This is a genomic window from Janthinobacterium sp. SUN128 (genome assembly GCF_030587275.1).
Classification (GTDB): Bacteria; Pseudomonadota; Gammaproteobacteria; order Burkholderiales; family Burkholderiaceae_D; genus Janthinobacterium; species Janthinobacterium lividum.
This window is the reverse complement of the sequence record NZ_JAPWHY010000001.1, coordinates 3,639,515-3,663,439: the sequence shown is the minus strand read 5'-3', so window position 1 is coordinate 3,663,439 and position 23,925 is coordinate 3,639,515. Positions and strand designations below refer to the sequence as shown.

The following is a 23,925-nucleotide window of genomic DNA, read 5'->3' as shown; positions in this document are numbered from 1 at the left end:
GTGTCAAGCCACTTGCTGGGAAAATTGCAGGCGATGCAGATTGGCATAGGCGCCGTTGGCATCCAATAATTGCTGGTGACTGCCGGTTTCCATTATTTTCCCATGTGACAATACCACGATACGGTCCGCACGTTCAATTGTTGATAGCCGATGCGCAATAACGAGGGTGGTTTTACCTTGCATCAGATGTTCCAGCGCCGCTTGCACGGCCCGTTCCGCTTCCGTATCCAGTGCCGAGGTCGCTTCATCGAGGATCAGGATGGGCGCATCCTTGTAGATCGCGCGGGCGATGGCCACGCGCTGGCGCTGGCCGCCGGACAGGCGCGAGCCGTTGTCGCCCAAGCGCGTTTCCAGGCCGTCGGGCAAGCCGTCGATGACGTCCGACAGGAACGCGGCGGCCGCAGCCGCTTCGATGCGTTGCCGGTCCGGCGCCGCATCGCCATACGCGATATTGGCGGCCAGGGTATCGTCGAACAATACGACTTGCTGGCTGACCATGGCGATCTGGCTGCGCAGGCTCGTCAGGGCGATGGTATCGATATTCTGCCCATCGAGCAAGATCTCGCCACTGCTGGCCGAGTAAAAGCCGGGCAGCAGGCTGACCAGGGTTGATTTGCCGCCGCCGGACATGCCGACAAAGGCGATCGTTTGTCCTGGCGCAATGCTCAGATCGATGTGTTGCAGCGCCGGTTCCGGATGTCCGGGATAGGCAAAGCTCACGTCCCTGAACTCGATGCGGCCTTTGCTGCGCCCGGCGAGCGGCTGGCCGCCCGTGCGCTCCGGCGTCTTGTCGATCAGCAAAAAGACTTCTTCCGCGGCGGCCATGCCGCGCTGCAGGGGGCCGTTGACTTCGGCCAGTTGCTTCAAGGGCGTCAGCAGCATCAGCATGGCCGTGATGAAGGACACAAACCCGCCGACCGTGATCTGCCCCTGCTCCGACTGGAACAGGGCCATCACGATGACCAGGGCCACGGCGGCGGCCGTGATCACCTGCGTGATGGGGACGGTGGCGGAAAAAGTGGTGGTCATGCGCATGCTGTAGCGGCGCAATTGCTCGGCACGCTCTTCGAAGCGCGACTTTTCGTAGTCCTGGCCGCCGAAGATCTTGATCACTTGCTGGGCGCGCGTGGTTTCCTCGATGACCTGGGTCAGCTCCGCGTTGACGGCCAGGGAGTCGCGGTTGAGTTTTTTCAGGCGCTTGCCCGTCGTGCGCACGACGATGGTCAGCAGGGGCAGCAGCACCAGGGTCACCAGCGTCAGCACCCAGTTCAGGTACAGCAGCCACGCCAGCAGGCCCAGCACGGTCAGCGAGGAGCGCACGATCGACGTAAACACCTTGGTCACCATCTCGATGATCTGCTGCACTTCGAACATGATGGAGTTGATGACTTTGCCCACCGTGTGGGTGTTGTAGAAGTCGATGGGCAAGTTGAGCATGCTGGCAAACATCCTGCGCCGCAACTCGTTGAGGATGCGCGTGGAGACATAGCTCATCAGGTAGCTGCTGGCAAACGTCGACGCGCCGCGCATGGCGAAGATGCCGATGACGATCAGCGGCACGAGCCAGAAGGAAAAATTCACCTTGCCGCCAAAGCCATTGTCGAGCAGCAGCTTGAGCGCATACGGCAGCAGCGGTTCCGTCGCCGCCGTGACGACCATCGCCAGCAAGGCCAGGGCCAGGTGTTTCTTGTAGGGCGCGTGCAGTGCGGTGAGGCGCTTCAGGTCGGGCGTGAGCATCGGTATGGTTCCTTGCAGGGGACAGCAAAAACGGTCAGGCGGAAGCTCAGGCAATGCGTTCTTGCTGGCGCAGCATGGCCCACAGTATCACCATCGGGAAGACCAGCATGATGATGCCGATATTCAGGGTGAGCGAGTTCGTCGTCAAGCCGAACGTGATATAGCAGGAAAGCAGGATGACGCCGGCCAGCGCATAGGGTTGTGTCGTTTGTCCATGTCCTGCCGCCCGCAGGGACTGGGTGAACAAGCGCAGCGGGAGGAAAAACAGCACCAGCAATGCTAACAGGCCCAGCATGCCGCGCTTGACCAGCGAATCGATATAGTCGTTGTGCGCATTCGTGAAGTCGCGCGCCACGGCATTCATCTTGCCTTCGGCTGCCAGCTCCTGCTTTTGCGCCAGATAGCCATTGCGGCCGATGCCCAGCAACAGGTTTTCATCCGACATGCGCAGCGCGGAGCGCCACATTTCCACGCGTTGGCCAACGGAAGAGTATATGTTGCCGGAATCATTGAAACTGTTCAGTTCGTTGATGGCGGCGACGCTGCGCTCCCGGACCGGTGAGTTGGGGAGGGCATAGACGAGGGTGCCGAATACGACAAAGGCGGCTGCGACACTGAAAAGGTAACGTTTGCCGTGTTTTCTAGCATGATGCAGGGCGATGATGCAGACACAGATCGGCAATGCCAGCCAGCCGCCACGGCTACCGCTGATGATCGAACCGGCAATGCCAGCGATGCAGCCGCACAGCATCAGCACTGTCCACAGGCGCTGGCGCGATTGCGCGCGTGCCCACGTGACGCCGCATAGCGAGAGCATGCCCAGCAGCATGCTCACATTGCCATAATGGATGGCGTTGCTCGTGGCAGCTTGGGGACGAGCAATGTCATGGACAAAGAATTGCCAAAAAGCCAGTGCAGCGCCGCCGATGGCACCAATGGCAACACCGCTCCACCACGCTTCCGGCCGCGGCGGATAGGCAATCAGCAGCAGCAGCACGGGCGCGGCCAGCAGGGCCCGCAGGGGCATGTCGAGTTCGCGCGCCGGATCGGCGTGATACAGCATGTTGGCGGTAAAGATGAAGAAGTACAGCAGCAGCGTGCCGAGCATCAGGTAATCGCGGCGCTGCAGATTCAGACGGGGGCGTTTCCACAGCAGCCAGCTGCTGGCCAGCAGCAGCACCAGCGCGCCAAGGGAATATCCGCTGTTGACTGCCAGCGCCAATGCCGAAAAGAGAAAAACACAAACAGAGGTCAGGCCGAGCATGAATATCCTTGGTAACGCACGACGTCGCCATTATGGCAACTGTAGCAACATAAAGTAGGCGTCATTGTAATCGAAGGGGGCAGCAAAAACGGCACCCGGGAATTTACTCTTCGATAACTATATAGGCGGTCTCAAGGGGGAAATGAAAAAAACCATGGTTTTCAGCCATGGTTTTTTTGTAAGCAATGGTAACTTGCTGTTATTTTGCCAAGGCAGGATCGCCTGCCACGCGTATCAGGCGACTGCTGGCACGCGGGTGGCGACGCCGGTGGCGATGGCTGCTTGCGACACGGCAGGCGCGACCCAGCTGCGCAGACGCTCGTCGAACGGCGACGGTATCAGTTGCAGCGGCGTCAGGGCGCTGCTTTCGTGACCCGGCAGCGGCTCCTTGGCCAGCGCGGCGATGGCGCGCACGCAGGCCAGCTTCATTTCTTCATTGATGGTGGTGGCGCCCACGTCGAGCGCGCCACGGAAGATGTACGGGAAGCACAGCACATTGTTGATCTGGTTCGGGTAATCCGAGCGGCCCGTGGCGACGATGGCGTCGTCGCGCACGGCGTGCACTTTTTCCGGCGCGATTTCCGGATGCGGATTGGCCAGGGCGAAGATCAGCGGCTTGGCGGCCATCGATTCGACCATCTGTGCGCTGACCACGCCGCCCTTCGAGACGCCGATGAAGATGTCGGCGCCGACCATGGCGTCGGCCAGGTCGCGGTCGCTCGTGTCGTTCGCGTAGCGCGCCTTGTTCTCTTCCATGCTGGCATCGCGGCCCGGGTAGATCACGCCCTGGCTGTCGCACACTTTCAGCAGCGACTTGTTCAGGCCCAGCGAGACGAGCAGGTCCAGGCAGGCGATCGACGCGGCGCCAGCGCCCGAGACGGCCACTTTGACGTTGCCGATGTCCTTGCCGACCAGTTCCAGGCCGTTCAGGATGCCGGCCGCGACGATGATGGCCGTGCCGTGCTGGTCGTCGTGGAAGACGGGAATATTCATGCGCTTGCGCAATTGCTGTTCGATGTAGAAGCAGTCGGGCGCCTTGATGTCTTCCAGGTTGATGCCGCCGAAGGTCGGCTCCATGCGCACCACGGTGTCGATGAACAGGTCGGGATCGTTCTCGGCCAGTTCGATGTCGAACACATCAACGTCGGCGAACTGCTTGAACAGGCAAGCCTTGCCTTCCATCACCGGTTTGCTGGCCAGCGGACCGATATCGCCCAGGCCCAGCACGGCCGTGCCATTGGTGATCACGGCCACCAGGTTGCTGCGCGACGTATAGATGCCGGCCGTGCGCGGATCTTCCACGATGGCTTCGCAGGCAAAGGCCACGCCCGGCGAGTACGCCAGGGTCAGGGCGCGGGCGTCGCCCAGCGGTTTGGTTGGCGTGACGGAAATCTTGCCTGCGCGGGGTTCCGCATGATAGGCGAGGGCGGCTTCTTTCAGGTTGAAGGTTTCGCCGTTCTGTTCGGCGTGCTTGCTGTGCGAAGTAGACATAGGAATTCTGTGAGGGGCAACCAGGCCCGAGTGGTAAGTCCGAGCCATGGTATGCAAGCGTTTGCACGCTGTCAAGGCTGGATTGTACTAAAGCCTGTCAAAACCGCTTTGGGCGTCGGCTTTATTTCAATGCAAGCGTTTGCTCGGTTTTTGACGGAATAGGGAATTTTTACGATAAAATCACGGTATTGCGATCCGGGAAGCCCATGACAAACAAGAACCCCACCTTAAGCGACGTCGCGCGGGCCAGCGGCGTGCACTTTTCCACCGTCTCGCGCGTGATGAACCCGGCAACGCGGCAAATGGTCAGCGCCGAGGTGGCCGCGCGCGTGCTGGCCGAAGCGGGCCGGCTCGGCTACCGGCCGAACCGCGCCGCCTCCACCCTCGTCACCCGCAAGTCGCGCATCATCGGCGTGGTCTTGCCCGACATTACCAACGCTGTCTTTCCACCGATCCTGCTGGGCATCGAGGAAGGCTTGCGCAAGCATGGCTACCTGGCCATCGTTGCCAACGTGGGCGCTGACGAGGAAGAGCAGCTGTTCGTCATCAACCGCCTGCTGGGACAGCAGGTCGACGGCCTGATCCTGGCTACGGCGCGGCGCGACGATCCCGTCATCAAGATGTGCATCGACCAGAATGTGCCTGTCGTTACCGTCAACCGCAGCGACGAGACGGGCGTCGCTTCCTGCGTCGTCAGCGACGACGTGGTCGGCATGCGTCTGGCGGTGGAACACTTGCTGGCGCTGGGCCACCGCCATATCGCGCACATCGCCGGCCCGGAAAACCTGTCCACGGGCCACGTGCGCCGCCTCGGTTTCCTGGCCGCCATCCAGGCCAGCGAACTCGATCGTTCGCAAGCGTTCGTGTTTGAAAGCAGCGGCTATTCGCGCGAATGCGGCAAGGCGGCCCTGCTGGAACTGCTGCGCCAGTCGCCGCGGACGACGGCCGTGGTGACGGGCAGCGACCTGGTGGCCCTCGGCTGCTACGACGCCATCCGCGAACTGGGTTTGAGTTGCCCCGAAGATATTTCCGTGGTGGGCCACAACGACATGCCCTACATGGACATGATCCGTCCGCCCCTGACCACCATCCGCATCCGCCACCACGGCATCGGCACGGAAGCGGCCCGGCTGATCCTGCAAACCATAGCTTCGCCCGATTCCCCGGTGCTCGACGTGCGCCTGAAACCCGAACTGGTGGTGCGCGAATCGACGGCGGCGCCGCGCGCCTGAGTCTGCCGCTTGTTGCCCTTCTTTTGCTGGAGTATGTTTAAATCTTGATATTGATAATGATCAAGATAACCCCATGCAGACGACATATAGGCGACAACGGCGGCATGCACAGCAGGGAGGCCGCTGATGCCGAAGAATTTCGGCATGCCTGGCAACGCCTGGCGCTATGCGCTGGGCAGCGACTATGGTTATTGCTCGCCCTTGCTTGACGGCATAGAGTTTGAAAACGAGTGGGTGACGATACGCGAATCGGCGATCCGCATCCGCGCCGGCTATGCCTGGGATGGCTGTTCGCCCTGTATCAGCGTGCTCGGCCTATTTTATGTGGGCACGCCCGATGGCGCGCAGCACCTGGGCTTGCCGGCGACGTATCATGCCAGCCTCGTGCATGATGTGCTGTGCCAGTGGCGCGCCGACATTCCCGTCACCCGCGCGCAGTCGATCGCCATTTTCCAGCAGTTGCTCAGGGAGGTGCGCTTCCCCCTGGCGGGGCTGTATGCGGGCGCCGTCTTCCTGTTCGGGCCACGACGCGACTTCATGCGGCCTGGCGCGCGCGCCGCAGTGGCCGCTCCGCACCCGCCAGGGGCAACATTAAAGCGGCGCTGAAGCTGCCGCCGACGCGCCATGATGTTAAACTGGCGGCCCTCAACGTATTTTGCCCTCCATCGCCATGACCAAAACCAACACGCCCTCCCCGAAACGCCGCGAAGAGGGCGTCGCCAAGCTGACCGTCAATCCCTTCCTCGATGCCGAGTTTTACGCGCGCATGCGCGACTACACGGAACGCGATGCGGCCATCATCAAGGAATTGAAAGCGATCGCCGAGATCCGCGCCGGCAACAAGCAGCCCGATCCCCGCCTGGCGCCGTCGCTGCAAGCACTGCGCGATACCGTCAAGAAAGGTCTGACGTTTGGCGAGATGCTCGAGCGCATGGCGGCCGGCAAGGAAAAAGGCTTGTGGGAACCGTGGATGACGACCTTCGGCATTGAAATCCGCGCCGTCAACTACGGCGCCGGCCCGCGCAACGCCTGCCTGGTGCTGGACCTGGCGGCGAATGCCCCCGCGCACGCCATGTTCGCCAAGGTCGGCATCCAGAACTGGCGCAGCCTGGCCGCCGACGACTGCTCCGTCGTGCGCTCGGAAAAAGCGACGGAAACCACGCCCTTGAAAGTGTATGCCGTGTTTTACCTGGATCCGCTGCCAGCCTGATCCGCTAGCAGCACCACCGCCAGCACGATCAGCATCACGCCCGACAGCCGTTCCAGCGACGGCAGCGCGCGCGCAAAGCGCTGCCGCAGGGCGCTGCTGCCGATGGCCAGCGCCACCGCCATATCCCACGCCAGCACGGCAAAGACCATCCACGCGCCATATGCGACCATCGCAGCGGGACTCGTCTGCCTGGAGGCCAGCACGGTGGCCAGGCTGACGTAGAACAGCGCATTTTTCGGATTCAGGATGGCGGAGACAAACCCCGTCACGACACCGCCGCGCCAGCGCGCCTTGCCGGTGGCGGGCTTGGCATCCAGGCCGCTCTTGCCCGCATGGCGCAAGAACAGCCAGCCCAGGTACAGCAGATAGGCGCATCCCGCCAGCCGCACCACCATGAATGCCGTACTGCCCGCCCGCAGCACCGACAGTCCTCCAAATGCCGCCACGATAAACACCGCATTGGCCACGGTAATGCCCATGCACGTGCCGGCGGCGGCGCGCCAGCCGTGGGCCAGCGAGGTGCGCGCGATCAGGAAGAAATCGGGCCCGGGCGACAGCAGGGAAAGAAAGTGGGCGGCGGCGATCAATAAAAAGTCCTGCATGGCTTGCGCTCCGTAACGATAGGGAGGCGAGTATGCAATGCTGCTGCCGGCGCGTATTGAAGAAAATTGCAGGCTAGCGGTAGCGCCCGGGCGTGATGCCCGCATGCGCCTTGAAGACGCGCTGCAGGTGGCTCTGGTCGGCAAAGCCCAGCTCATGCGCCAGCTGCGCCAGCGCCGTCCCTTCCTGCAAGCGGCTGCGCGCGCGGTTGACGTGCATATTCAGCTGGTAGGCATGCGGCGTCAGGCCCGTGGCGGCGCGAAAGGCGCGGATCAATTGATAGGGGCTCAGGCCAGCCGCCTCCGCCAGTTGCCGCAGGCTGGCCGAGGGCTGCGCCTGCAGCGTTGCGAACACGGGCGCCAGCTGCTGGGGCAGCGGCTTGCGTTCCGACGGCAGCACGTCTGCGCAGGCGCTGGCGCAAGCGCCAAGGAACGCCAGCAGCGCCGCATTTTTCTCCGCCGCGCCGGCCGTTGAAAACAGCAGCGCATTCATGGCGCAAAACTGCGCATACAGCAGCGGGCAGTGCAACACCGTCGCCGTGTCGCCATCGAGCGCCGGCGCGTGTGCCTGCAGCCACCGCGCATCGAGATGCAGCATCTGGTAGCTCCACAGGGCGTCAGGCAGGGGATTGCAGGCGTGTACGCAGCCGGCCGGCACCAGCACCAGGCTGCCATTGCCGAGGGCGACCTTGCCGCCTTTGCTGCCCGTAAAGATGCTGCCGCCAGAGTCGACGGCGCCGATGGAAAACGTGGGATGGCTGTGCGGCTTGTAGCACGCCCGGCTGTGGCAAGCGCGCCGGCTCTCCACATGGAGGAGAGATGGGTCGCGCCAGAAGGCGGTGCTGCCCGGCATGACTACATCAGGATCACGTCGTACTGCTCCTGGTGGTAGGCATTCTCCACCTGCAGCGAGATTTTCTTGCCGATGAAATCACCGAGCATGGCCAGGTGCTGCGATTCTTCTTCGAGGAACAGATCGACCACTTCCTGCGAGGCGAGGATGCGGAATTCGCGCGGGTTGAACTGTTTCGCCTCGCGCAGCAGTTCGCGCAGGATTTCATAGCAGATGGTGCGCGAGGTCTTGACTTGTCCCTTGCCGGCGCAGGCGGGGCAGGGCTCGCACAGGATGTGGGCCAGCGATTCGCGCGTGCGCTTGCGTGTCATTTCCACCAGGCCCAGTGGCGAGAAGTTGCTCACCGAAACCTTGGTGCGGTCGCGCGACAGCGTGCGTTTCAGTTCGGCCAGCACGGCGTTGCGGTGCTCGGCATTGTCCATGTCGATGAAGTCGAGGATGATGATGCCGCCCAGGTTGCGCAGGCGCAGCTGGCGCGCGATGGCGTGCGCCGCTTCCAGGTTGGTCTTGAAAATCGTGTCGGCGAAATTGCGCCCGCCCACAAAACCGCCCGTGTTGACGTCGATGGTGGTCATCGCTTCCGTCTGGTCGACGATCAGGTAGCCGCCCGATTTCAGGTCGACCCGGCGCCCCAGCGCGCGCAGGATCTCTTCTTCCACGCCATACAGGTCGAACAGCGGGCGCTCGCCCGTGTAGTGCTGCAAGCGCGTCAGTTCGCTGGGCGTGTAGATTTCAGCGAATTCGCGCAATTTGACGTAGTTCTCGCGCGAATCGACCTGGATGGTGGCTGTTTCATCGCCGACGAAGTCGCGCAGCACGCGCTGCGCCAGGCTCAAGTCCTGGTGCAGCAGGCTGGTGGCGGGACGCGTGCGCGCGCCGTGCGTGATCGTGCTCCAGGTCTTGCGCAGGTAGTCGACGTCCGCCTTCAGGTCCGCGTCGGAAGCGTCCTCGGCCATGGTGCGCACGATGTAGCCGCCTTTTTCATCGGGCGGCAGCAGGCTTTGCAGGCGCACGCGCAGCTGCTCGCGCTCCGCTTCCTTTTCGATTTTCTGCGAAATGCCGATGTGCTTGTCCTGGGGCAGGTACACCAGCATGCGTCCGGCGATGGAAATCTGCGTCGACAGGCGCGCGCCCTTGGTGCCGATCGGGTCCTTGATCACCTGCACCGTCAGCACCTGGCCGTCGAAGAGGATTTTTTCGATCGGCGCCGGTGTCGCGTTCTGGCCGTCGTGGCCGCGCGCTTCCCAGATGTCGGCCACGTGCAGGAAGGCGGCGCGCTCGAGGCCGATGTCGATGAAGGCCGACTGCATGCCCGGCAACACCCGTACCACTTTGCCGGAATACACATTGCCGGCCAGGCCGCGCGTGAGCGTGCGCTCGATGTGCAATTCCTGCACGGCGCCCTGCAGGATGAGGGCGACGCGCGTTTCTTGCGGCGTGATATTGATCAGGATGTCTTCGTTCATGGAGGCGGGGAAGTGGAGGCGACGAATGACATCATACCCGGGATCAGGGCAGGGGCAAACCTGCTTCACGCAGCAATTGCGCCGTCTCGTACAGGGGCAGGCCCATGATGCCGGAATGGCTGCCTTCGATATGCTCGACGAACAGGGCGGCGCTGCCCTGGATGCCGTAGCCGCCGGCCTTGTCGTAGGGCTCGGGCGTGGCGCAATAGGCGGCGATGGAGGCCGGCGAGAGCACGCCGAAGCGCACTTGCGACACCTGCGTGCGCTGCTCGGCGAAATCCTTGTAGTGCACGGCGATCGAGGTGAGCACCTCGTGCGTGCGGCCCGACAGCTGCTGCAGCATCGCCACGGCCTCAAGGCGGTCGGCCGGCTTGCCGAGGATGATGCCGTCGATGGTGACGGTGGTGTCGGCTGCCAGCACGGGGCGCGGGGTCAGGTGGCGGCGGCGCACCAGGTCCCAGGCGAAGGCGGCTTTTTCATTCGACACGCGGGCGACATAGTCGAGCGCCGATTCGCCGGGCAGGACTTCCTCGGTGACGTCGGCGCCGCGCGGGCCGTCGCTGCGCAGCAGCAGCAATTCGAAATCGATGCCGATCTGGCGCAGCAGTTCGCGCCGGCGCGGGCTTTTGGAGGCAAGGTAGATCTTGTGATCAGCCGTTTTCATGGGGGAGTTCAGACGCGGTGATAGGGGTGGTTTTGCGTGATCGACCAGGCACGGTACAGCTGCTCGGCGAGGATCACGCGCACCACGCCGTGCGGCAGGGTCATGCTGGAAATGCGCAGCATGCCTTCGGCACGTGCCTTGAGTTGCGGATCGAGGCCGTCGGCGCCGCCGATCAGGAAGGCGGTGTCGCGGCCATCCTGCTGCCACGCCATCAACTGCTGCGACAGGCCGACACTGGTCAGGTCCTTGCCGCGTTCGTCGAGCGCGATGATGCGCACGCCCTTGGGCAGGACGGCTTCGATGCGTTCGCGTTCCAGCGCCATCGCCGTGGCGGCGGTCTTGCTGCCGGAACGCTCCACCGGCTTGATTTCTTTCAGCACGATGCGCAATTCCGGCGGCATGCGCTTCGCGTATTCCGCGAAGCCCGTCTCTATCCAGGCCGGCATTTTATGGCCGACCGCAGCGATGATGAGCTGCATCGAGGCTTACGCTTCGACTTTTTTGATACGCTTGATCACGGTTTTTGCCGGTGCAGCATCGGCTGCCGGCTTGGCCGCGCGTGGGGCGCGCACTTTTTTCTCTGGCAGCGCTTTCAAGGCTTTCACGGCAGCCGCTTCGGTCTTGGTTGGCGCGACTTTCACGGTCTTGCCGACAGCTTTGGAAGCGGTGGCTTTTTTCGCCGGGGCTTTCTTGGCGGCGGTGGCGGCCGTGGCTTTCTTGGCCGGTGTCTTTTTCTCGATCACGGGCGAAGCTTCCACATTGGCCTTGCTCGCTGCCAGATGGCCGCTGACCTTTTTCGGCTCGTCGCCGGCCGCTTTTTTCGGCGCGCGCTTGGCGGCACCCAGCTTGACCGGCGTGTCGCCCCAGATTTCTTCCAGGCGGTAGTAGGCGCGGATAGGCGCTTGCATGATGTGGACGATCATGTCGCCCAGATCGACCAGCACCCATTCACCCGTTTCCTCGCCTTCCATGCCGATGATGTCGCCGCCGGCGTCCTTGACCTTGTTGCGCACCGAGGCGGCCAGCGCCTTGGTTTGACGGTTCGAGGTACCGGAAACGATCGCGATGCGGTCGAACAGGCTGGTCAGGTGACTGGTTTCGAAGACGGCGATGTCTTGGCCTTTGACGTCTTCAAGGGCGTCAACGACGAGGGTTTGCAGTTTTTTGATGTCCATTTAGCTTTTGTATAAATTATGTTGTTCAATATAGTCTAGCACTAGCGGGGAAACAAGCGAGTTTGCCCGATTCCCCCGTTGTAATGCCGCACGTATTTCGGTGGCGGAGATATCCACCGCGAAGTCCTGTGCCAGATAAGTCAGACCGTGCGGCGTGTTGCGGATGCTTTCCAGTGACCCCAGGCGGCGCGAAAATTCTTCGGCAACCACTTGCGGCACTGCGGTGTCATTCAGCGCGAAGCCGGGGCGGGCCGCGACGCAGATATGCGCGTATTCAAATAATTGCTGCCATTCGCGCCATGTCGCGAGCCGCTGCAGCTGGTCGGCGCCCATCAGGAAAACGATGGATGCGCGCGCTCCCAGCTCGGCGCGTACCTGGCGCAAGGTATCGATGGTGTAGCTGGCCTGGCCATGTTCGCTGCGCTCGATTTCCTGGCGGTCGATCACGACCGGCACGGGCAGGCCGGCAAACGCCAGGCCGGCCATCTCGGCGCGCTGCTGGCCGGTGGCGCCCAGGTTGCCCTTTTGCCAGGGCGCGCCGGCCGGAATCACGCGCAGTTCATCGGCGTGCAGCAGGCTGGAAAAATGCGTGCCCAGCGCGACATGGCCCATATGCACCGGATCGTAGCTGCCGCCCAGCAGCGCCACGCATGGGGTATTGCCGGCGATGCCATGCGTCGTGCTAACTCCGGTCACGCCTGCAGCCAGTCGCGATGCACGAGGAAGTCAGTATATAACGCCGCTTCGGGACTGCCCGCTTCCGGGTGCCAGTCGTAGCGCCACTTGACCACGGGCGGCATCGACATCAGGATCGCCTCGGTGCGTCCGCCCGACTGCAGGCCGAACAGGGTGCCGCGGTCGAACACCAGGTTGAACTCGACATAGCGTCCGCGCCGGTAGCACTGGAAATCGCGTTCGCGTTCGCCGTAGGGCGTGTCCTTGCGGCGCGCCAGGATCGGCACATAGGCTTTGACGAAAGCGTCGCCGGCGCTGCGCATCATCGCAAAGCTGTCGTCAAAGCCCAGGGCGTTGAAATCGTCGAAGAAGATGCCACCGGCGCCACGCGCTTCGCGCCGGTGCTTCAGGTAGAAATAATCGTCGCACCACTGCTTGAACTTCGGATGCAGTTCGTCGCCAAACGGCGCCAGCGCATCATGGCACACCTGGTGGAAGTGCTTTACGTCGCCCGCGTCGCCATAATACGGCGTCAGGTCCATGCCGCCGCCGAACCACCATACGGGTTCGCCATCGGCATTGACGGTGCTGAAAAACCGCACATTCATGTGCACCGTGGGCGCATACGGATTACGCGGATGCAGCACCAGCGACACGCCCATCGCTTCCCACGCCTTGCCACCCAGTTCAGGGCGCGCGGCCGCTGCCGATGGCGGCAATGCGGCGCCGGTAACGTGCGAAAAGTTCACGCCGCCCCGCTCGAATACATTGCCTTCCTCGATCAGCCGCGAAATGCCGCCGCCGCCCTCGGGGCGCTGCCAGGCATCGGTCAGGAAGGGCTTGCCGTCCTGCGCTTCGAGTGCCTGCACGATACGGCTTTGCAAATCGAGCAAATAGGCCTTGACGGCCGAAGGAGAGGGAGTTGACGACATCGCGTGGGCCGACGAGGCCGAAATAAAAAAGTAAGGACGGATTGTACCCTGTTACGGATTTTTGTGATAGCAAAACCGGCGCTGCTGTTGCCGGCCCTGCTTTACCGAGGCGGCTGGTCCTGCACCACATGGACATCGTATTGCACGCTCTCATGGCCCGGCTGGCGGGCGGCATCGAGTGCTTGCGCCGCACGCTGCTGCCGGTCGTCGCGTTCCACCGTGTCGGCCGGCTGCGCCAGCGGTGCCGCAGGCGTTGGCTGCTCGCGCTTGAACCACAACGGCCCCGCTATCGCCACGAGCATCAGCATTAGCAGCATCAGCACTATCATCAGGACGTTGAACGGGCGCGCGGCGCGCCGGCCATACTGGACCGGCGGTTTGCCGGCAGCATCGACGATCACGCGCGCCAGTGGCGAGCCGTTCGCGCGCGTGCGCGCTTGCAGCTCCTGGTATTGCAGCGGCGATAGCGTGCCCTGTTTCAGCATATGCCGCAAGGCCGCGACGGGCGTGGCGGCCAGGTGACCGGCAGGCAGGCTGTCGTGGGCGGCGTCGCGCTGCCACGGGTTGATCAGGTTATGCTGGTACAGCGCGTCGACCGCCTGCCGGGTCACCTGCTGCAGCGCGGCGCTGGCCAGGTGCCGGCGTGGCTCATCGGCGGGCAGCTTGCGCAGCATCTTGAAAAAACGGTCCTCGGGCACGAGTTCGGCGCTCAGCAGCCAGGCCAGCGTCCCGATCTGGTCGGCATTCATCGCCAGCTCCGGCACATCAATGTCTTCGGCGGCATTGTGCGCGCGCTGCAGGTCGATGATCTCCAGTTCGGCCAGCGTATCGTCGTATTCGTCGCTGGTGATCAGGCCGAGGCGCAGCAGTTCCGCCAGCGGCAGCAGGCGTGGATCGGTGCTCATGGCCGCAGGCTTCCGGTAAACAAGCCGTACACGACGGACATGACCAGGATCAGTCCCAGCACGATCAGCGCGCCTTTCCAGGCCGGTGGCCGCTTGTACGGGATGCGGTCGTGGCCATGGCGCAGCCTGGACGCTTCCATGATGTCGCGCGCCAGTTCGCTGCCATGTTCACGCACGTGCACTTCCAGCGCTTCGAACTGCGCCGTCGGCAGGATGTTGTTTGCCACCAGCCAGCGCATGGCGATCCAGGGCGTATACAACATGTGGTCGGCTGGCGCCGCCGCGTGTGCCGCATCGCGCTGGAACTGGTTCAGCAAATCGAGCTCGTACAAGGCGTCGACCTCGCGGCGGTTGTAGTGCCGCACCCCCTCTGCTGCCAGTGCCTGTTGCCGGGGTGGCAGTTTGGCCACGCGCTTGTCGAAGTCATTCTTGGGCAGCAGATCGGTCAGCAGCAGCCAGCCCAGGGTGCAGGCCAGATCGGCGTCCTGCGCCAGTTCCGGCATGTCGACGGGATCCTCGGGCGGGTGCAGGCGCTCATGGGCGGCGATATCGCGTTCCGAGTTGGCCTCGTCCAGTTCCTGCGCGGTGATCAGGCCAAGCTGGTGCAACTGGCCCAGCGATGCGTGGGGCGGTTCGATATGCATGGACTTACTCTGTTACTTTGGCCAGGCGCAGTTCGCCGGCAAATTGCGGCGTCACCGACCAGCCATTGCCGGCCGCGTCGCGCTGGCGGCGCGTGAGCAGCTTCAGCACATGCAGCGCCTCGACGGAAGTATGCGTGGGCACAGGTGGATCGCTTGTCATCGGGAGTGGGTTTGTGAAGAATTAAGATGGTAAATTTTACAATGCAATCTCGTTTCTCCAGCGCACTATTGAAGTTGCGCCTGCTCCAGTTCTGTCTTGAACCGCGGTGTTACCGACCAGTTCTTGCCATCCTCGCTGCGCTGGAAAGTAAAGTCGCCTTGCTGCAGCACCGACACTGCCAGCACCTTTGTTGCGGCAGCGGGCGCAAGGTCGTTGCGGGCCAGCAGCAGGCGGCAGGAAACCACGCCGGGCAATACTTCCTTGCATGGTCCCAGCGCTTCAATATCGCCGATTTCACGGTAGTGCTGCGGCGACACCACCGCGTTGAGATTGACATGGTAGAGCGGCTTGCCGCGCAGTGCATCCATGCCGGCCAGCATCGCATTCTTCAGCCCATCGCGCCCGATGGGCTGGCCCTGCTGCGCAAAGCCGCCATGCCAGGCGATGTCGGCAAAGCGCGTTTGCACGATGCCCGGATGCGCATGGTCATACTCCAGCCGGCTTTTGCGGCGGCCTTCCACGCGCGAAATGGTCCAGGCGTATTGCATCGGCTTGCCGTCCTGGATGACGGTAGCCAGGCAGCCACGGGTTTTTTGCGACCAGGCATAGCCAGCCTGCTTGATAGCGTGCAGGCTGAATTTGCCATCCGTGACCGCGGCCACGGTTTGTCTGGCGTCACAGCGTGGTAAGGCATGGCTGCTGAACCAGTACCAGGCCAGGCCGGCAACGAGCAGCGAGGCAAGCGTCAGCCAGGTCAGGGGGCTCACCGGGGCATCGTTGTCGGGTGCGGCAAGGCCGGGTGGAATGGTCATGGCGAGGAATGGGGGAGGCGATCAAAATGAAAACGGGCCGGGGCGGATGCATTCCGCGCCGGCCCGCCGTGTGATCGTTATGGGGCGATCAATGCTTCAAACCGCGCCAGCCGATGTCGCGGCGGTATTGCGCGCCGTCGAAATGGATCTTTTCCACGGTTTCATACGCCTGCTTCTGCGCCATCTTGATGCTGTCGCCCAGGCCCACCACGCACAGCACGCGGCCGCCGTTGGTGACCAGGCGTTCGCCCTCGATGCGGGTGCCCGCATGGAAGGTGACGGAATCGACGGTTTCGGCCGGGATGTCGCCGATGGATGTGCCCTTGACAGGATCGTCCGGGTAGCCGGCGGCAGCCATGACGACGCCGACGGCCGTGCGGCGGTCCCATTCCAGTTCCACGGCGTCGAGCGTGCCGTTGACGGCGTGTTCCATGACGGTGACCAGGTCGGTTTTCAGGCGCGCCATGATCGGCTGCGTTTCCGGGTCGCCCATGCGGCAGTTGAATTCCAGCGTCTTTGGCGTGCCCTTGTCGTCGATCATCAGGCCCGCGTACAGGAAGCCCGTGAACGTGATGCCATCCTTGGCCATGCCCTGGATGGTCGGCACGATGATTTCGCGCATGACGCGCGCATGCATGGCCGGCGTGACGATAGGCGCCGGCGAATACGCGCCCATGCCGCCCGTGTTCGGGCCCTGGTCGTGGTCTTTCAGGCGCTTATGGTCCTGGCTGGTGGCCAGCGGCAGAATGTTCTTGCCGTCGCACATGACGATGAAGCTCGCTTCTTCGCCGGCGAGGAATTCCTCGATGACGATGCGCGCGCCGGCGTCGCCGAACTGGTTATCGGCCAGCATCATGTCGACCGCCTGGTGCGCTTCTTCCAGGGTCATGGCTACGACGACGCCCTTGCCGGCGGCCAGGCCGTCGGCCTTGATGACGATGGGTGCGCCCATGGCGTCGATGTAGGCGTGCGCGGGAGCGACATCGGAAAACGTCTGGTAGGCGGCTGTCGGGATGCCGTGGCGCTGCATGAAGGCCTTGGCGAAGTCCTTCGACGATTCCAGCTGCGCCGCTTCTTTCGTCGGGCCGAAGATTTTCAGGCCGCGCGAGCGGAACAGGTTGACGATGCCCGCCGCCAGCGGCACTTCCGGACCGACGACCGTGAGGCCGATGTGTTCCTGTTGAACGAAATCGGCCAGCAATTGCGGGTCGCTGATGTCGAGATTGACCAGGCGCGCATCGCGCGCGGTGCCGCCATTGCCCGGCGCGACATACACCATCTGTATGCGTTCGGACTGGGCCAGTTTCCAGGCCAGGGCGTGTTCGCGGCCGCCAGAGCCGACTACCAGAATTTTCATAGGTACCGTTCGTTCAATGTGGGTTGCAGGGCGGCGGTGCCGCCCTTGAGGTGTATAGCTTATTTTTTGCTTAGTTCTCGATCAGGGCGTTCGTAAACACTTCCTGGACATCGTCCAGCAGTTCCAGCGCATCGATCAGCTTTTGCATCTTGATGGCGTCGTCGCCCGAGTAGACGGTTTCCGTCGCCGGCTTCATGATGACTTCGGCCACTTCGGCCTTGAAACCGGCCGCTTCCAGCGCTTCCTTGACGGTGGCGAAATCGTGCACGGGAGTGACCACTTCGAAGCCGCCTTCTTCATCGGCGATGACGTCGTCGGCGCCCGCTTCCAGTGCCGCTTCCATCAGCTTGTCTTCGTCGGTGCCCGGCGCGAACAGCAGTTGGCCGCAGTGCTGGAACATGAAGGCAACCGAGCCTTCATTGCCCATGTTGCCGCCATTCTTGTTGAAGGCGTTGCGCACTTCGGCCACCGTGCGCACCTTGTTGTCGGTCATGCATTCGACGATGACGGCCGCGCCGCCCACGCCGTAGCCTTCGTAGCGCACTTCCTCGTAGTTGGCGCCGTCGACGCCGCCGCTGCCGCGGTTGATCGCGCGCTGGACGTTGTCTTTTGGCATGTTCGCATCGGCCGCCTTGTCGACGGCCAGGCGCAGGCGCGGATTGGTGATGGCGTCGGCGCCGCCCATGCGGGCCGCGACCGTGATTTCCTTGATCAGGCGCGTCCAGATTTTGCCGCGCTTGGCATCGGTGGCAGCCTTTTTATGCTTGATGTTGGCCCATTTGCTATGTCCTGCCATGTCGAATCTTCCTTAGACGGGTGTTCAATTGTGGCCGACATTTTAGCATATCGGCCCCCTGCGAAGCGGCATGGCCCGGTCATCAAGCGGACACATTTTGTTGTTAAAGTGACGCGCTTTCATGTTATGCATCATCCCACCACTCCAATAATCAAGATTAAGGGCGCGACATCATGGCAAGTCAAATGGATAGGCGGCAATTTCTGAAATTGGGCGGCTTTATCACGGTCTCCGTGACGACCGCCGGCCTCGCCGCCTGCGGCAGCACCGATTACAGCGATCCTGGCGTGCCGCTGGCCTCGGGCAGCGACTGGAAATTCCCGCAAAGCGTGGCCTCGGGCGACCCGCGCGCCGACAGCGCCATGCTGTGGACGCGCGTCGTGCCCGCCAGTTTCGATGCCGTCGCGCCCGCCGTGGCCGGCAAGGACGAGGTCGCCGTACGCCTGATCGTCAGCGCCAGCGACAATACGGCCGCCCTGGGCGGCAATACGGCCCTGGCCGGCACGCCCATCGTCGATGCGAAATTGCCGCTGAAAGCCGATTTCGACAATACCCTGCGCCACAAGGTGACGGGCTTGCAGCCGGGCCAGGTGTATTTTTACCAGTTCATCGCCGGCGACGTGCGCTCGAACGTGGGCCGCTTCAAGACGGCGCCCGCCGCCACGGCCGACGTGCCGCAGCTGCAGTTCGCCTACCTGACGTGCCAGGACTGGAGCATCAACCACTGGGGCGCGCTGTCGCACATCGCCGCCAATGAAAGCCTGGATTTCATCGTCCACCTGGGCGATTACATCTATGAAACGGTGGGCGAGGCCTTCCAGAGCGGCGCCGTGGAAAGTCGCCACGACCAGCTGAAACTGCCGGACGGCACGTATAAAAGCGGCACGTCCGGCGCGAAATATGCCACCACCGTGGCCGATTACCGCTACCTGTACAAGAAATACCGCACCGATGCGCGCCTGCAAGCCGTGCACGAACGCTTTGCCTTCATCGCCATCTGGGATGATCACGAATTCACGGACGACGCCTGGCAGGACGCGTCCACCTACGAGGGCATCGTGGCCGCCGACGGCAGCGATTTGCACCAGCCGGCCCGCCGCCGCAGTGCCAACCAGGCGTGGTTCGAATACATGCCGGCCGACGTCACGTTCGATGCCGCCGCGACAACGTTCCAGAACATCCAGATCTACCGCGATTTCCAGTTCGGCAAACTGATGCAGCTGGTGATGACGGACGAGCGCCTGTACCGCGCCGACCATGCGATCGCCGAAGCGACCATCAATCCCGCCACGGGCAAGCCGCTGGGCAGCATCGGCAGCCGCTATCTCGTGCCGCAAGCGCTGTTCGACAGCGTGGAAGGGCAGAAGATGGCCGCCGCCACCAAGGCCGGCGCCGACCCGCTGGCGGCCGTCGGCATGCTGGGCACGACCCAGCGCGACTGGTGGAAAAGCAAGATGAAGGCAGCGACCTCTACCTGGAAGCTGTGGGGCAATGAAGTGTCCTTGCTGCGCATGGGCTTGAATGGCACGGATGCGATCGCCACCTTGCTGGCCCTGAGCGCCATGTCGAACGTGGGCAAGGCCATCGCCAGCACCCTGCCTTTGGTGGGCGGCAGCGTGCCACTGGCCTCCAGCATCGTGGCCGCTTCCACGGCGGGCGCATCGGCGACCCTGGCGCAAGCGGCGGCCATGGCGATTGCCGCTGCGCCAGCCAATGCCGGCGCGCAGGGCGCCGCTGCCGTGGGCGCCGGCTTGAGCGCGGCCCAGGCCGGCATCACGGTGGCTGCCTACAACAGCGGCTCGCCGGCCGCCGCCGCGCAAGTGATCGCCTTCGGCTGGATCAAGCCCGACGTGCAGGCCAAGGGCGCCGCGTCAAGCTTTGTCGCCGCTTCCGGCCAGCAGGCGGCGCTGGCGCCATTCTTCACGCGCTTCCTGCTCAATTGCGACCAGTGGGATGGCTACAACAGTGAGCGCAAGAATCTGATGGCGCACCTGAAAAACAATGCCATCGGCAACGTGGTGGCGATTACCGGCGATATCCACTCGTTTTTTGCGGGCACGGTCAGCGACGACTTCGACGCGGCCAGCGGCGGCACGCCCGTCATGGTGGACCTGGTGTCGGCCGGCGTCAGTTCCGATTCCTTCTTCAGCTATCTGAAGTCGGCCGCCGGCAGCATGGGCGATATCGGCACCCTCGTCAGCTATCCGCTGGCCATTCCCGTCACGGGCCTGGGCACGGTGAATCTCGACATCAATCTGCTCGACTACACCATGGGCAAGGCGGCGCCCACCATCGACAGCCTGCTGGAGCAATTGCGCGTGCAGCTGCGCGGCGCCCTGGCCGCCAAGGGCGTGCCGGAGGCGCAGCTCGATGCCACGGTAGCTTCCGTGCAGGCTGGCTTGAAAGCGAGCACTGACTTCAGCGCGACCCTGCTGGGCCTGGCGCAGCAATTGTCCGGCCTGGGCAACAACCCGTGGATCAAGCATTTGAATACGGATGCGCAGGGCTACACGGTGGTCACTTTGACGCCGGGCAAGCTGGTGGCGCAGTTCAAGCAGGTAAATAAACTGATCGGCACGGCGGCGCCAAGCAATGTGATTGCGCGGGTGACGACGGCGACGGTGACGGCGGGCGCGGCGGCGGTGGTGGTGTCTTAAAATTATTTATTAAACGTCAAGCCCAAAGCAAGGGCTGGGGTCAGACCCTCAGGGTCCGACCCCGGTTTTTGCCGTCGGGCTTATCAGCCGCCTGTCGCTTTTGCCTTACAATCTGGAGATGAGCTCCAGTTCCCCGCAAGCATCTCCTCCCTCGCTTCCCCGTTCCGTCTACCTCGGTGGCCTGGCCATCGCCGTGGGCGGGGCGGTGCTGTTTTCCACCAAGGCCATCGTCGCCAAGCTGCTGTACCGCTACCAGATCGACGCCGTCACCCTGATCGCCTTCAGGATGATTTTCTCGCTGCCCGTATTCGCCGTCATCGCCTGGTGGAAGATGCGTACGGAGCCGCCGCTATCAAACAGCGACCGCTGGCGCCTCGTCGGGCTGGGGCTCGTCGGTTACTACCTGTCCAGCTATCTGGATTTTCTGGGCCTGCAATACATTTCCGTGGGCCTGGAGCGCTTGATCCTGTTCCTTACGCCCACCTTCGTACTGCTGATTACCACCGTGTATTTCAAGCAGCGCATCAGCCGCCTGCAGTGGCTGGCACTGTTCACGTCCTACTGCGGCATCGTGCTGGTGTTCGTGCACGACTTGCAGGGCGGCGCCAGCAATGTGGCGCTGGGGTCGACTCTCGTGCTGGGTTCGGCTTGCGCGTATGCCGTGTATCTGCTGGGCTCGGGTGAACTGGTCAAGCGCATCGGCTCGATGCGCCTGGTTAGCTATGCGATGTGCGTGGCCAGCTTTGCCTGCATCTTTCAATTCTTCATCCTGCGTCCCGTCGAGCTGCTGATCCAGCCCATGCCCGTGTATGGTTTGTCTTTGCTGAACGGCATCTTTTGCACGGTGATGCCCGTCTTCATGACGATGATCGCCGTCGAGCGCATCGGCGCGCCCGTCGCCTCGCAAGCGGGCATGATCGGTCCCGTGTCGACCCTGTTCCTGGGCGCCATGATCCTCGATGAACCGATCACCAATTGGCAACTGGCTGGCACCAGCCTGGTCTTGGCCGGCATCTACTTGCTGTCGAAAAAGAAATAATTCATCCACCCACTGAAATGGTCCTCACCATGAAAACACGCATCGCCCTGATTGCCCACGACAAGAAAAAAGATGACATGATTACCCTGGCGGGCGAATACCTGGACTTTTTGAAGGGTTGCGAACTGTCGGCCACGGGCACCACGGGCGGCCGCCTGATCAACGAATTGGGCCTGGCGGTCGAACGCAAGCATTCCGGTCCGTTCGGCGGCGACTTGCAGATCGGCTCGCTGCTGGTGGAAGGCTTGATCGATTGCGTGATTTTCCTGCGCGACCCGATGACGCCGCAGCCGCACGAGCCGGACATCAACGCCCTGGTGCGCGCCTGCGACGTGCACAACGTGGCGTGCGCGACGAATCTGTCATCGGCGCACCTGGTGCTGTCGCAGTTGCAGGCGCGGGCCAGCGCGGCCGCCTGATTCACCCAGACAAGGAGATGAGCATGAGTGCAACGATTACCACCAAGGCCATTCGCGTGCAGCGCGTGGGCGGTCCGGAAGTGATGGAATATGTGGACGTGGAACTGCCGCCGCCCGGACCCGGCGAGGCGCGCGTGAAACACGAGGCCATAGGCCTCAATTTCATCGACGTGTATTTCCGCACGGGCCTGTACCCGCAGCCGCTGCCGAATGGCCTCGGTGTCGAGGGCGCGGGCATCGTCGAGGCGGTGGGCGAGGGCGTCACGGAAGTGAAAATCGGCGACCGGGTGGCGTATGCGGCGCGCATCAATGGCGCGTATGCGCAGCAGCGCAACTTGCCGGCGGCGCTGCTGCTGGTGTTGCCCGAGCGCATCGCTTTCGATACGGCCGCCGCCATGATGCTGCAAGGCTTGACGGTGCAATACCTGTTCCACCGCACGGTGGCCCTGAAGGCGGGCGATACCATCCTGTTCCACGCGGCCGCGGGCGGCGTGGGCCTGATCGCCTGCCAGTGGGCGAAAGTGCTGGGCGTGAACCTGATCGGCACGGCCGGTTCCGATGAAAAGGCGGCGCTGGCCAAGGCGCATGGCGCCGCCCACGTCATCAACTACAACACGGAAAACTTCGTCGAGCGCGTGCGCGAGATCACGGGCGGCAAGGGCGTCTCCGTGGTGTACGATTCCATCGGCAAGGATACGTTTACGGGTTCGCTCGACTGCCTGGCGCCGCTGGGCATGATGGTCAGTTTCGGCAACGCGTCCGGTCCCGTGCCGGCCTTCACCCTCAGTGAACTGGCGTCGCGCGGCTCGCTGTTCCTCACGCGCCCGGCCCTGTTCAGCTATGCCTCGAACCGCGCCAACCTGGAAGAAATGGCCACCTCGCTGTTCGGCGTCGTCAGCAGCGGCGAAGTGCAGATCGAGATCAACCAGCGCTACAGCCTGGCCCATATCGCCCAGGCGCACACGGACCTGGAAGGGCGCAAGACGACCGGTTCCACCATCATCGTGCCATGAGTGGCGGCAATGATGGCACGCCGAAGTTCGGCCGCCTGCTGATCGTGCTGTTATTGGCCGTGGCCCTGATCGGCGCGCTGACCTTTGCGGCAGAAGCGTATTATTCGTAGGCATAAAAAAACCGGCTGACGCATCGCTGCACCAGCCGGTTTTTTGTATTGCCACGTAACTATTCTACCTTGACTTCCACCTTGCGGGGAACGCCGCTTTGTCCGGGGAAGTCGGCAAAGGCGCTGGCGACCATGGCCGGCATCACCTGCGACGTGGCGCGCTTGTTGCTGGTCGATTGCACGGTCACGTCATACAATTTCTTGCCGTTGCGGTCATTGATCGTCACGCGCAATTCGCGTTCGTATTTGTGGCGCACGGTTTCTTCCATGTCCATCGGGCCATACCAGTAGGGGTTATAACCAAAGCGACCATAGCCTGGCCATGCGCCGTAGCGGTAGCCGTAGCGGCCAGGCCAGTAGCCGGGGCCATACCAGAATGGATCGGACGCCTGCAGCACGCGCTCAGGATAGTCGACGGTGGAAAACTGCATCGCCACGCGCAAATTGGCTGCCGCAGCGCCGGAAGCTTCGCCGAAGCCGTGCTTGGCCAGTTCCGCGCGCACCAGGTTCTGGTAGCTGCGGTATTCCAGCGTATCGTTTTCCGCCGCTGGCGCTTCAAACGCATACGATTTGTCCTGCAATTGCGCAGGCCACTCGTGGAAGACGGTGACGTCGCTGCGTATGGTGGTGGCGCATCCGGTCAGCAACACGGTCAATGCGGCCATCATGATGGTGAGATAACGTTTCATTGCATGACCTCCTGATAGTAGACACA

The 23,925-nt window shown here is 63.0% G+C and carries 24 protein-coding genes and 1 pseudogene; 7 read left to right on the top strand and 18 right to left on the bottom strand.

The window, feature by feature from the left end:
* Nucleotides 1-3: 3 nt before the first annotated feature.
* The 3 genes and pseudogenes from msbA to O3297_RS16535 all read right to left on the bottom strand — a co-directional run.
* Complete coding sequence (gene msbA, locus O3297_RS16545) at nt 4-1,737, bottom strand: lipid A export permease/ATP-binding protein MsbA (RefSeq protein WP_092608106.1); 1,734 nt, start codon at nt 1,735-1,737, stop codon at nt 4-6.
* 46 nt (nt 1,738-1,783) lie between these two features.
* Nucleotides 1,784-3,001, bottom strand: a complete 1,218-nt coding sequence (locus O3297_RS16540) for an O-antigen ligase (protein ID WP_070254276.1) — start codon at nt 2,999-3,001, stop codon at nt 1,784-1,786.
* Between the two features lie 252 nt (nt 3,002-3,253).
* Nucleotides 3,254-4,492, bottom strand: a pseudogene (locus tag O3297_RS16535) (malic enzyme-like NAD(P)-binding protein); the annotation flags it as partial.
* Between the two features lie 206 nt (nt 4,493-4,698).
* Here O3297_RS16535 and O3297_RS16530 point away from each other — a divergent pair.
* The 3 genes from O3297_RS16530 to O3297_RS16520 all read left to right on the top strand — a co-directional run bounded on the left by O3297_RS16530 (nt 4,699) and on the right by O3297_RS16520 (nt 6,934).
* Nucleotides 4,699-5,724, top strand: coding sequence for a LacI family DNA-binding transcriptional regulator (locus O3297_RS16530; RefSeq protein ID WP_034786474.1), 1,026 nt, complete (start codon nt 4,699-4,701; stop codon nt 5,722-5,724).
* Nucleotides 5,725-5,850: 126 nt separating this feature from the next.
* On the top strand, nt 5,851-6,330 hold the full coding sequence (locus O3297_RS16525; RefSeq protein ID WP_052140504.1) for a hypothetical protein: 480 nt from the start codon (nt 5,851-5,853) through the stop codon (nt 6,328-6,330).
* 64 nt (nt 6,331-6,394) lie between these two features.
* The gene (locus tag O3297_RS16520; RefSeq protein WP_305049197.1) at nt 6,395-6,934 is read left to right on the top strand and encodes a hypothetical protein; all 540 of its coding nucleotides are present in this window, start codon (nt 6,395-6,397) and stop codon (nt 6,932-6,934) included.
* On the opposite strand, the gene O3297_RS16515 is transcribed toward O3297_RS16520, so the two are convergent.
* The 14 genes from O3297_RS16515 to O3297_RS16450 all read right to left on the bottom strand — a co-directional run bounded on the left by O3297_RS16515 (nt 6,910) and on the right by O3297_RS16450 (nt 17,972).
* A complete protein-coding gene (locus O3297_RS16515) occupies nt 6,910-7,536 on the bottom strand; it encodes a LysE family translocator (protein WP_305049196.1) in 627 nt (208 codons plus the stop codon). The two genes, O3297_RS16520 and O3297_RS16515, sit on opposite strands and share 25 nt — an antisense overlap.
* Nucleotides 7,537-7,609: 73 nt before the next feature.
* Nucleotides 7,610-8,386 (bottom strand): AraC family transcriptional regulator, encoded by a 777-nt coding sequence (locus tag O3297_RS16510; RefSeq protein ID WP_305049195.1) that lies wholly within the window; start codon nt 8,384-8,386, stop codon nt 7,610-7,612.
* Between the two features lie 2 nt (nt 8,387-8,388).
* Nucleotides 8,389-9,852 (bottom strand): ribonuclease G, encoded by a 1,464-nt coding sequence (gene rng, locus O3297_RS16505; RefSeq protein WP_034747098.1) that lies wholly within the window; start codon nt 9,850-9,852, stop codon nt 8,389-8,391.
* Between the two features lie 43 nt (nt 9,853-9,895).
* Complete coding sequence (locus tag O3297_RS16500; protein WP_034786478.1) at nt 9,896-10,516, bottom strand: nucleoside triphosphate pyrophosphatase; 621 nt, start codon at nt 10,514-10,516, stop codon at nt 9,896-9,898.
* Nucleotides 10,517-10,524: 8 nt separating this feature from the next.
* On the bottom strand, nt 10,525-10,995 hold the full coding sequence (rlmH, locus tag O3297_RS16495) for a 23S rRNA (pseudouridine(1915)-N(3))-methyltransferase RlmH (RefSeq protein WP_034747108.1): 471 nt from the start codon (nt 10,993-10,995) through the stop codon (nt 10,525-10,527).
* A 6-nt stretch (nt 10,996-11,001) separates the two neighbouring features.
* The gene (rsfS, locus tag O3297_RS16490; RefSeq protein WP_034786479.1) at nt 11,002-11,691 is read right to left on the bottom strand and encodes a ribosome silencing factor; all 690 of its coding nucleotides are present in this window, start codon (nt 11,689-11,691) and stop codon (nt 11,002-11,004) included.
* Nucleotides 11,692-12,339 carry a nicotinate (nicotinamide) nucleotide adenylyltransferase gene (gene nadD / locus O3297_RS16485; RefSeq protein WP_225317413.1) on the bottom strand — a complete coding sequence of 216 codons (648 nt, stop codon included), beginning with the start codon at nt 12,337-12,339 and terminating at the stop codon, nt 11,692-11,694. It abuts the gene before it with no gap.
* A gap of 44 nt (nt 12,340-12,383) precedes the next feature.
* Entirely contained in the window at nt 12,384-13,298 is a 915-nt protein-coding gene (gene hemF, locus O3297_RS16480) for an oxygen-dependent coproporphyrinogen oxidase (RefSeq protein ID WP_034786480.1), read from the bottom strand.
* 101 nt (nt 13,299-13,399) lie between these two features.
* Nucleotides 13,400-14,203 carry a hypothetical protein gene (locus tag O3297_RS16475; protein ID WP_305049194.1) on the bottom strand — a complete coding sequence of 268 codons (804 nt, stop codon included), beginning with the start codon at nt 14,201-14,203 and terminating at the stop codon, nt 13,400-13,402.
* Complete coding sequence (locus O3297_RS16470) at nt 14,200-14,847, bottom strand: hypothetical protein (protein WP_305049193.1); 648 nt, start codon at nt 14,845-14,847, stop codon at nt 14,200-14,202. The genes O3297_RS16475 and O3297_RS16470 overlap by 4 nt, the downstream gene beginning before the upstream one ends.
* A 4-nt stretch (nt 14,848-14,851) precedes the next feature.
* Nucleotides 14,852-14,989, bottom strand: coding sequence for a hypothetical protein (locus O3297_RS16465; RefSeq protein WP_305049192.1), 138 nt, complete (start codon nt 14,987-14,989; stop codon nt 14,852-14,854).
* Between the two features lie 83 nt (nt 14,990-15,072).
* Nucleotides 15,073-15,819: a hypothetical protein gene (locus O3297_RS16460; protein ID WP_305049191.1), complete on the bottom strand. Its 747-nt coding sequence runs from the start codon at nt 15,817-15,819 to the stop codon at nt 15,073-15,075.
* An 88-nt stretch (nt 15,820-15,907) separates the two neighbouring features.
* Complete coding sequence (gene purD, locus O3297_RS16455) at nt 15,908-17,176, bottom strand: phosphoribosylamine--glycine ligase (RefSeq protein ID WP_070254269.1); 1,269 nt, start codon at nt 17,174-17,176, stop codon at nt 15,908-15,910.
* A gap of 70 nt (nt 17,177-17,246) precedes the next feature.
* A complete protein-coding gene (locus O3297_RS16450) occupies nt 17,247-17,972 on the bottom strand; it encodes a YebC/PmpR family DNA-binding transcriptional regulator (RefSeq protein WP_034747129.1) in 726 nt (241 codons plus the stop codon).
* Between the two features lie 185 nt (nt 17,973-18,157).
* Here O3297_RS16450 and O3297_RS16445 point away from each other — a divergent pair, with 185 nt between their 5' ends.
* The 4 genes from O3297_RS16445 (at nt 18,158) to O3297_RS16430 (ending at nt 23,100) form a co-directional block, all read left to right on the top strand.
* A complete protein-coding gene (locus O3297_RS16445; protein ID WP_305049190.1) occupies nt 18,158-20,629 on the top strand; it encodes an alkaline phosphatase in 2,472 nt (823 codons plus the stop codon).
* A 118-nt stretch (nt 20,630-20,747) separates the two neighbouring features.
* Nucleotides 20,748-21,668 carry a DMT family transporter gene (locus O3297_RS16440; protein WP_305049189.1) on the top strand — a complete coding sequence of 307 codons (921 nt, stop codon included), beginning with the start codon at nt 20,748-20,750 and terminating at the stop codon, nt 21,666-21,668.
* Between the two features lie 29 nt (nt 21,669-21,697).
* Nucleotides 21,698-22,087 (top strand): methylglyoxal synthase, encoded by a 390-nt coding sequence (locus O3297_RS16435; protein WP_034786684.1) that lies wholly within the window; start codon nt 21,698-21,700, stop codon nt 22,085-22,087.
* Nucleotides 22,088-22,110: 23 nt separating this feature from the next.
* Nucleotides 22,111-23,100 carry a quinone oxidoreductase gene (locus O3297_RS16430; protein ID WP_034786488.1) on the top strand — a complete coding sequence of 330 codons (990 nt, stop codon included), beginning with the start codon at nt 22,111-22,113 and terminating at the stop codon, nt 23,098-23,100.
* 169 nt (nt 23,101-23,269) lie between these two features.
* Here O3297_RS16430 and O3297_RS16425 read toward each other — a convergent pair whose 3' ends face one another.
* The gene (locus tag O3297_RS16425) at nt 23,270-23,899 is read right to left on the bottom strand and encodes a DUF4136 domain-containing protein (protein WP_305049188.1); all 630 of its coding nucleotides are present in this window, start codon (nt 23,897-23,899) and stop codon (nt 23,270-23,272) included.
* Nucleotides 23,900-23,925 lie beyond the last annotated feature (26 nt).

Bases quoted from the DNA above. Each gene is read 5' to 3' on its own strand.
- O3297_RS16525 (WP_052140504.1), top strand. From the start codon at position 5,851: ATGCCGAAGAATTTCGGCATGCCTGGCAACGCCTGGCGCTATGCGCTG.
- O3297_RS16500 (WP_034786478.1), bottom strand. From the start codon at position 10,516: ATGAAAACGGCTGATCACAAGATCTACCTTGCCTCCAAAAGCCCGCGC.
- O3297_RS16460 (WP_305049191.1), bottom strand. From the start codon at position 15,819: ATGACCATTCCACCCGGCCTTGCCGCACCCGACAACGATGCCCCGGTG.
- O3297_RS16475 (WP_305049194.1), bottom strand. From the start codon at position 14,203: ATGAGCACCGATCCACGCCTGCTGCCGCTGGCGGAACTGCTGCGCCTC.
- msbA (WP_092608106.1), bottom strand. From the start codon at position 1,737: ATGCTCACGCCCGACCTGAAGCGCCTCACCGCACTGCACGCGCCCTAC.
- rng (WP_034747098.1), bottom strand. From the start codon at position 9,852: ATGAACGAAGACATCCTGATCAATATCACGCCGCAAGAAACGCGCGTC.
- O3297_RS16430 (WP_034786488.1), top strand. From the start codon at position 22,111: ATGAGTGCAACGATTACCACCAAGGCCATTCGCGTGCAGCGCGTGGGC.
- O3297_RS16445 (WP_305049190.1), top strand. From the start codon at position 18,158: ATGGATAGGCGGCAATTTCTGAAATTGGGCGGCTTTATCACGGTCTCC.
- rlmH (WP_034747108.1), bottom strand. From the start codon at position 10,995: ATGCAGCTCATCATCGCTGCGGTCGGCCATAAAATGCCGGCCTGGATA.
- O3297_RS16510 (WP_305049195.1), bottom strand. From the start codon at position 8,386: ATGCCGGGCAGCACCGCCTTCTGGCGCGACCCATCTCTCCTCCATGTG.
- O3297_RS16540 (WP_070254276.1), bottom strand. From the start codon at position 3,001: ATGCTCGGCCTGACCTCTGTTTGTGTTTTTCTCTTTTCGGCATTGGCG.
- O3297_RS16515 (WP_305049196.1), bottom strand. From the start codon at position 7,536: ATGCAGGACTTTTTATTGATCGCCGCCGCCCACTTTCTTTCCCTGCTG.
- O3297_RS16440 (WP_305049189.1), top strand. From the start codon at position 20,748: ATGAGCTCCAGTTCCCCGCAAGCATCTCCTCCCTCGCTTCCCCGTTCC.
- O3297_RS16425 (WP_305049188.1), bottom strand. From the start codon at position 23,899: ATGAAACGTTATCTCACCATCATGATGGCCGCATTGACCGTGTTGCTG.
- O3297_RS16470 (WP_305049193.1), bottom strand. From the start codon at position 14,847: ATGCATATCGAACCGCCCCACGCATCGCTGGGCCAGTTGCACCAGCTT.
- O3297_RS16450 (WP_034747129.1), bottom strand. From the start codon at position 17,972: ATGGCAGGACATAGCAAATGGGCCAACATCAAGCATAAAAAGGCTGCC.
- O3297_RS16530 (WP_034786474.1), top strand. From the start codon at position 4,699: ATGACAAACAAGAACCCCACCTTAAGCGACGTCGCGCGGGCCAGCGGC.
- O3297_RS16520 (WP_305049197.1), top strand. From the start codon at position 6,395: ATGACCAAAACCAACACGCCCTCCCCGAAACGCCGCGAAGAGGGCGTC.
- rsfS (WP_034786479.1), bottom strand. From the start codon at position 11,691: ATGGACATCAAAAAACTGCAAACCCTCGTCGTTGACGCCCTTGAAGAC.
- O3297_RS16435 (WP_034786684.1), top strand. From the start codon at position 21,698: ATGAAAACACGCATCGCCCTGATTGCCCACGACAAGAAAAAAGATGAC.
- purD (WP_070254269.1), bottom strand. From the start codon at position 17,176: ATGAAAATTCTGGTAGTCGGCTCTGGCGGCCGCGAACACGCCCTGGCC.
- hemF (WP_034786480.1), bottom strand. From the start codon at position 13,298: ATGTCGTCAACTCCCTCTCCTTCGGCCGTCAAGGCCTATTTGCTCGAT.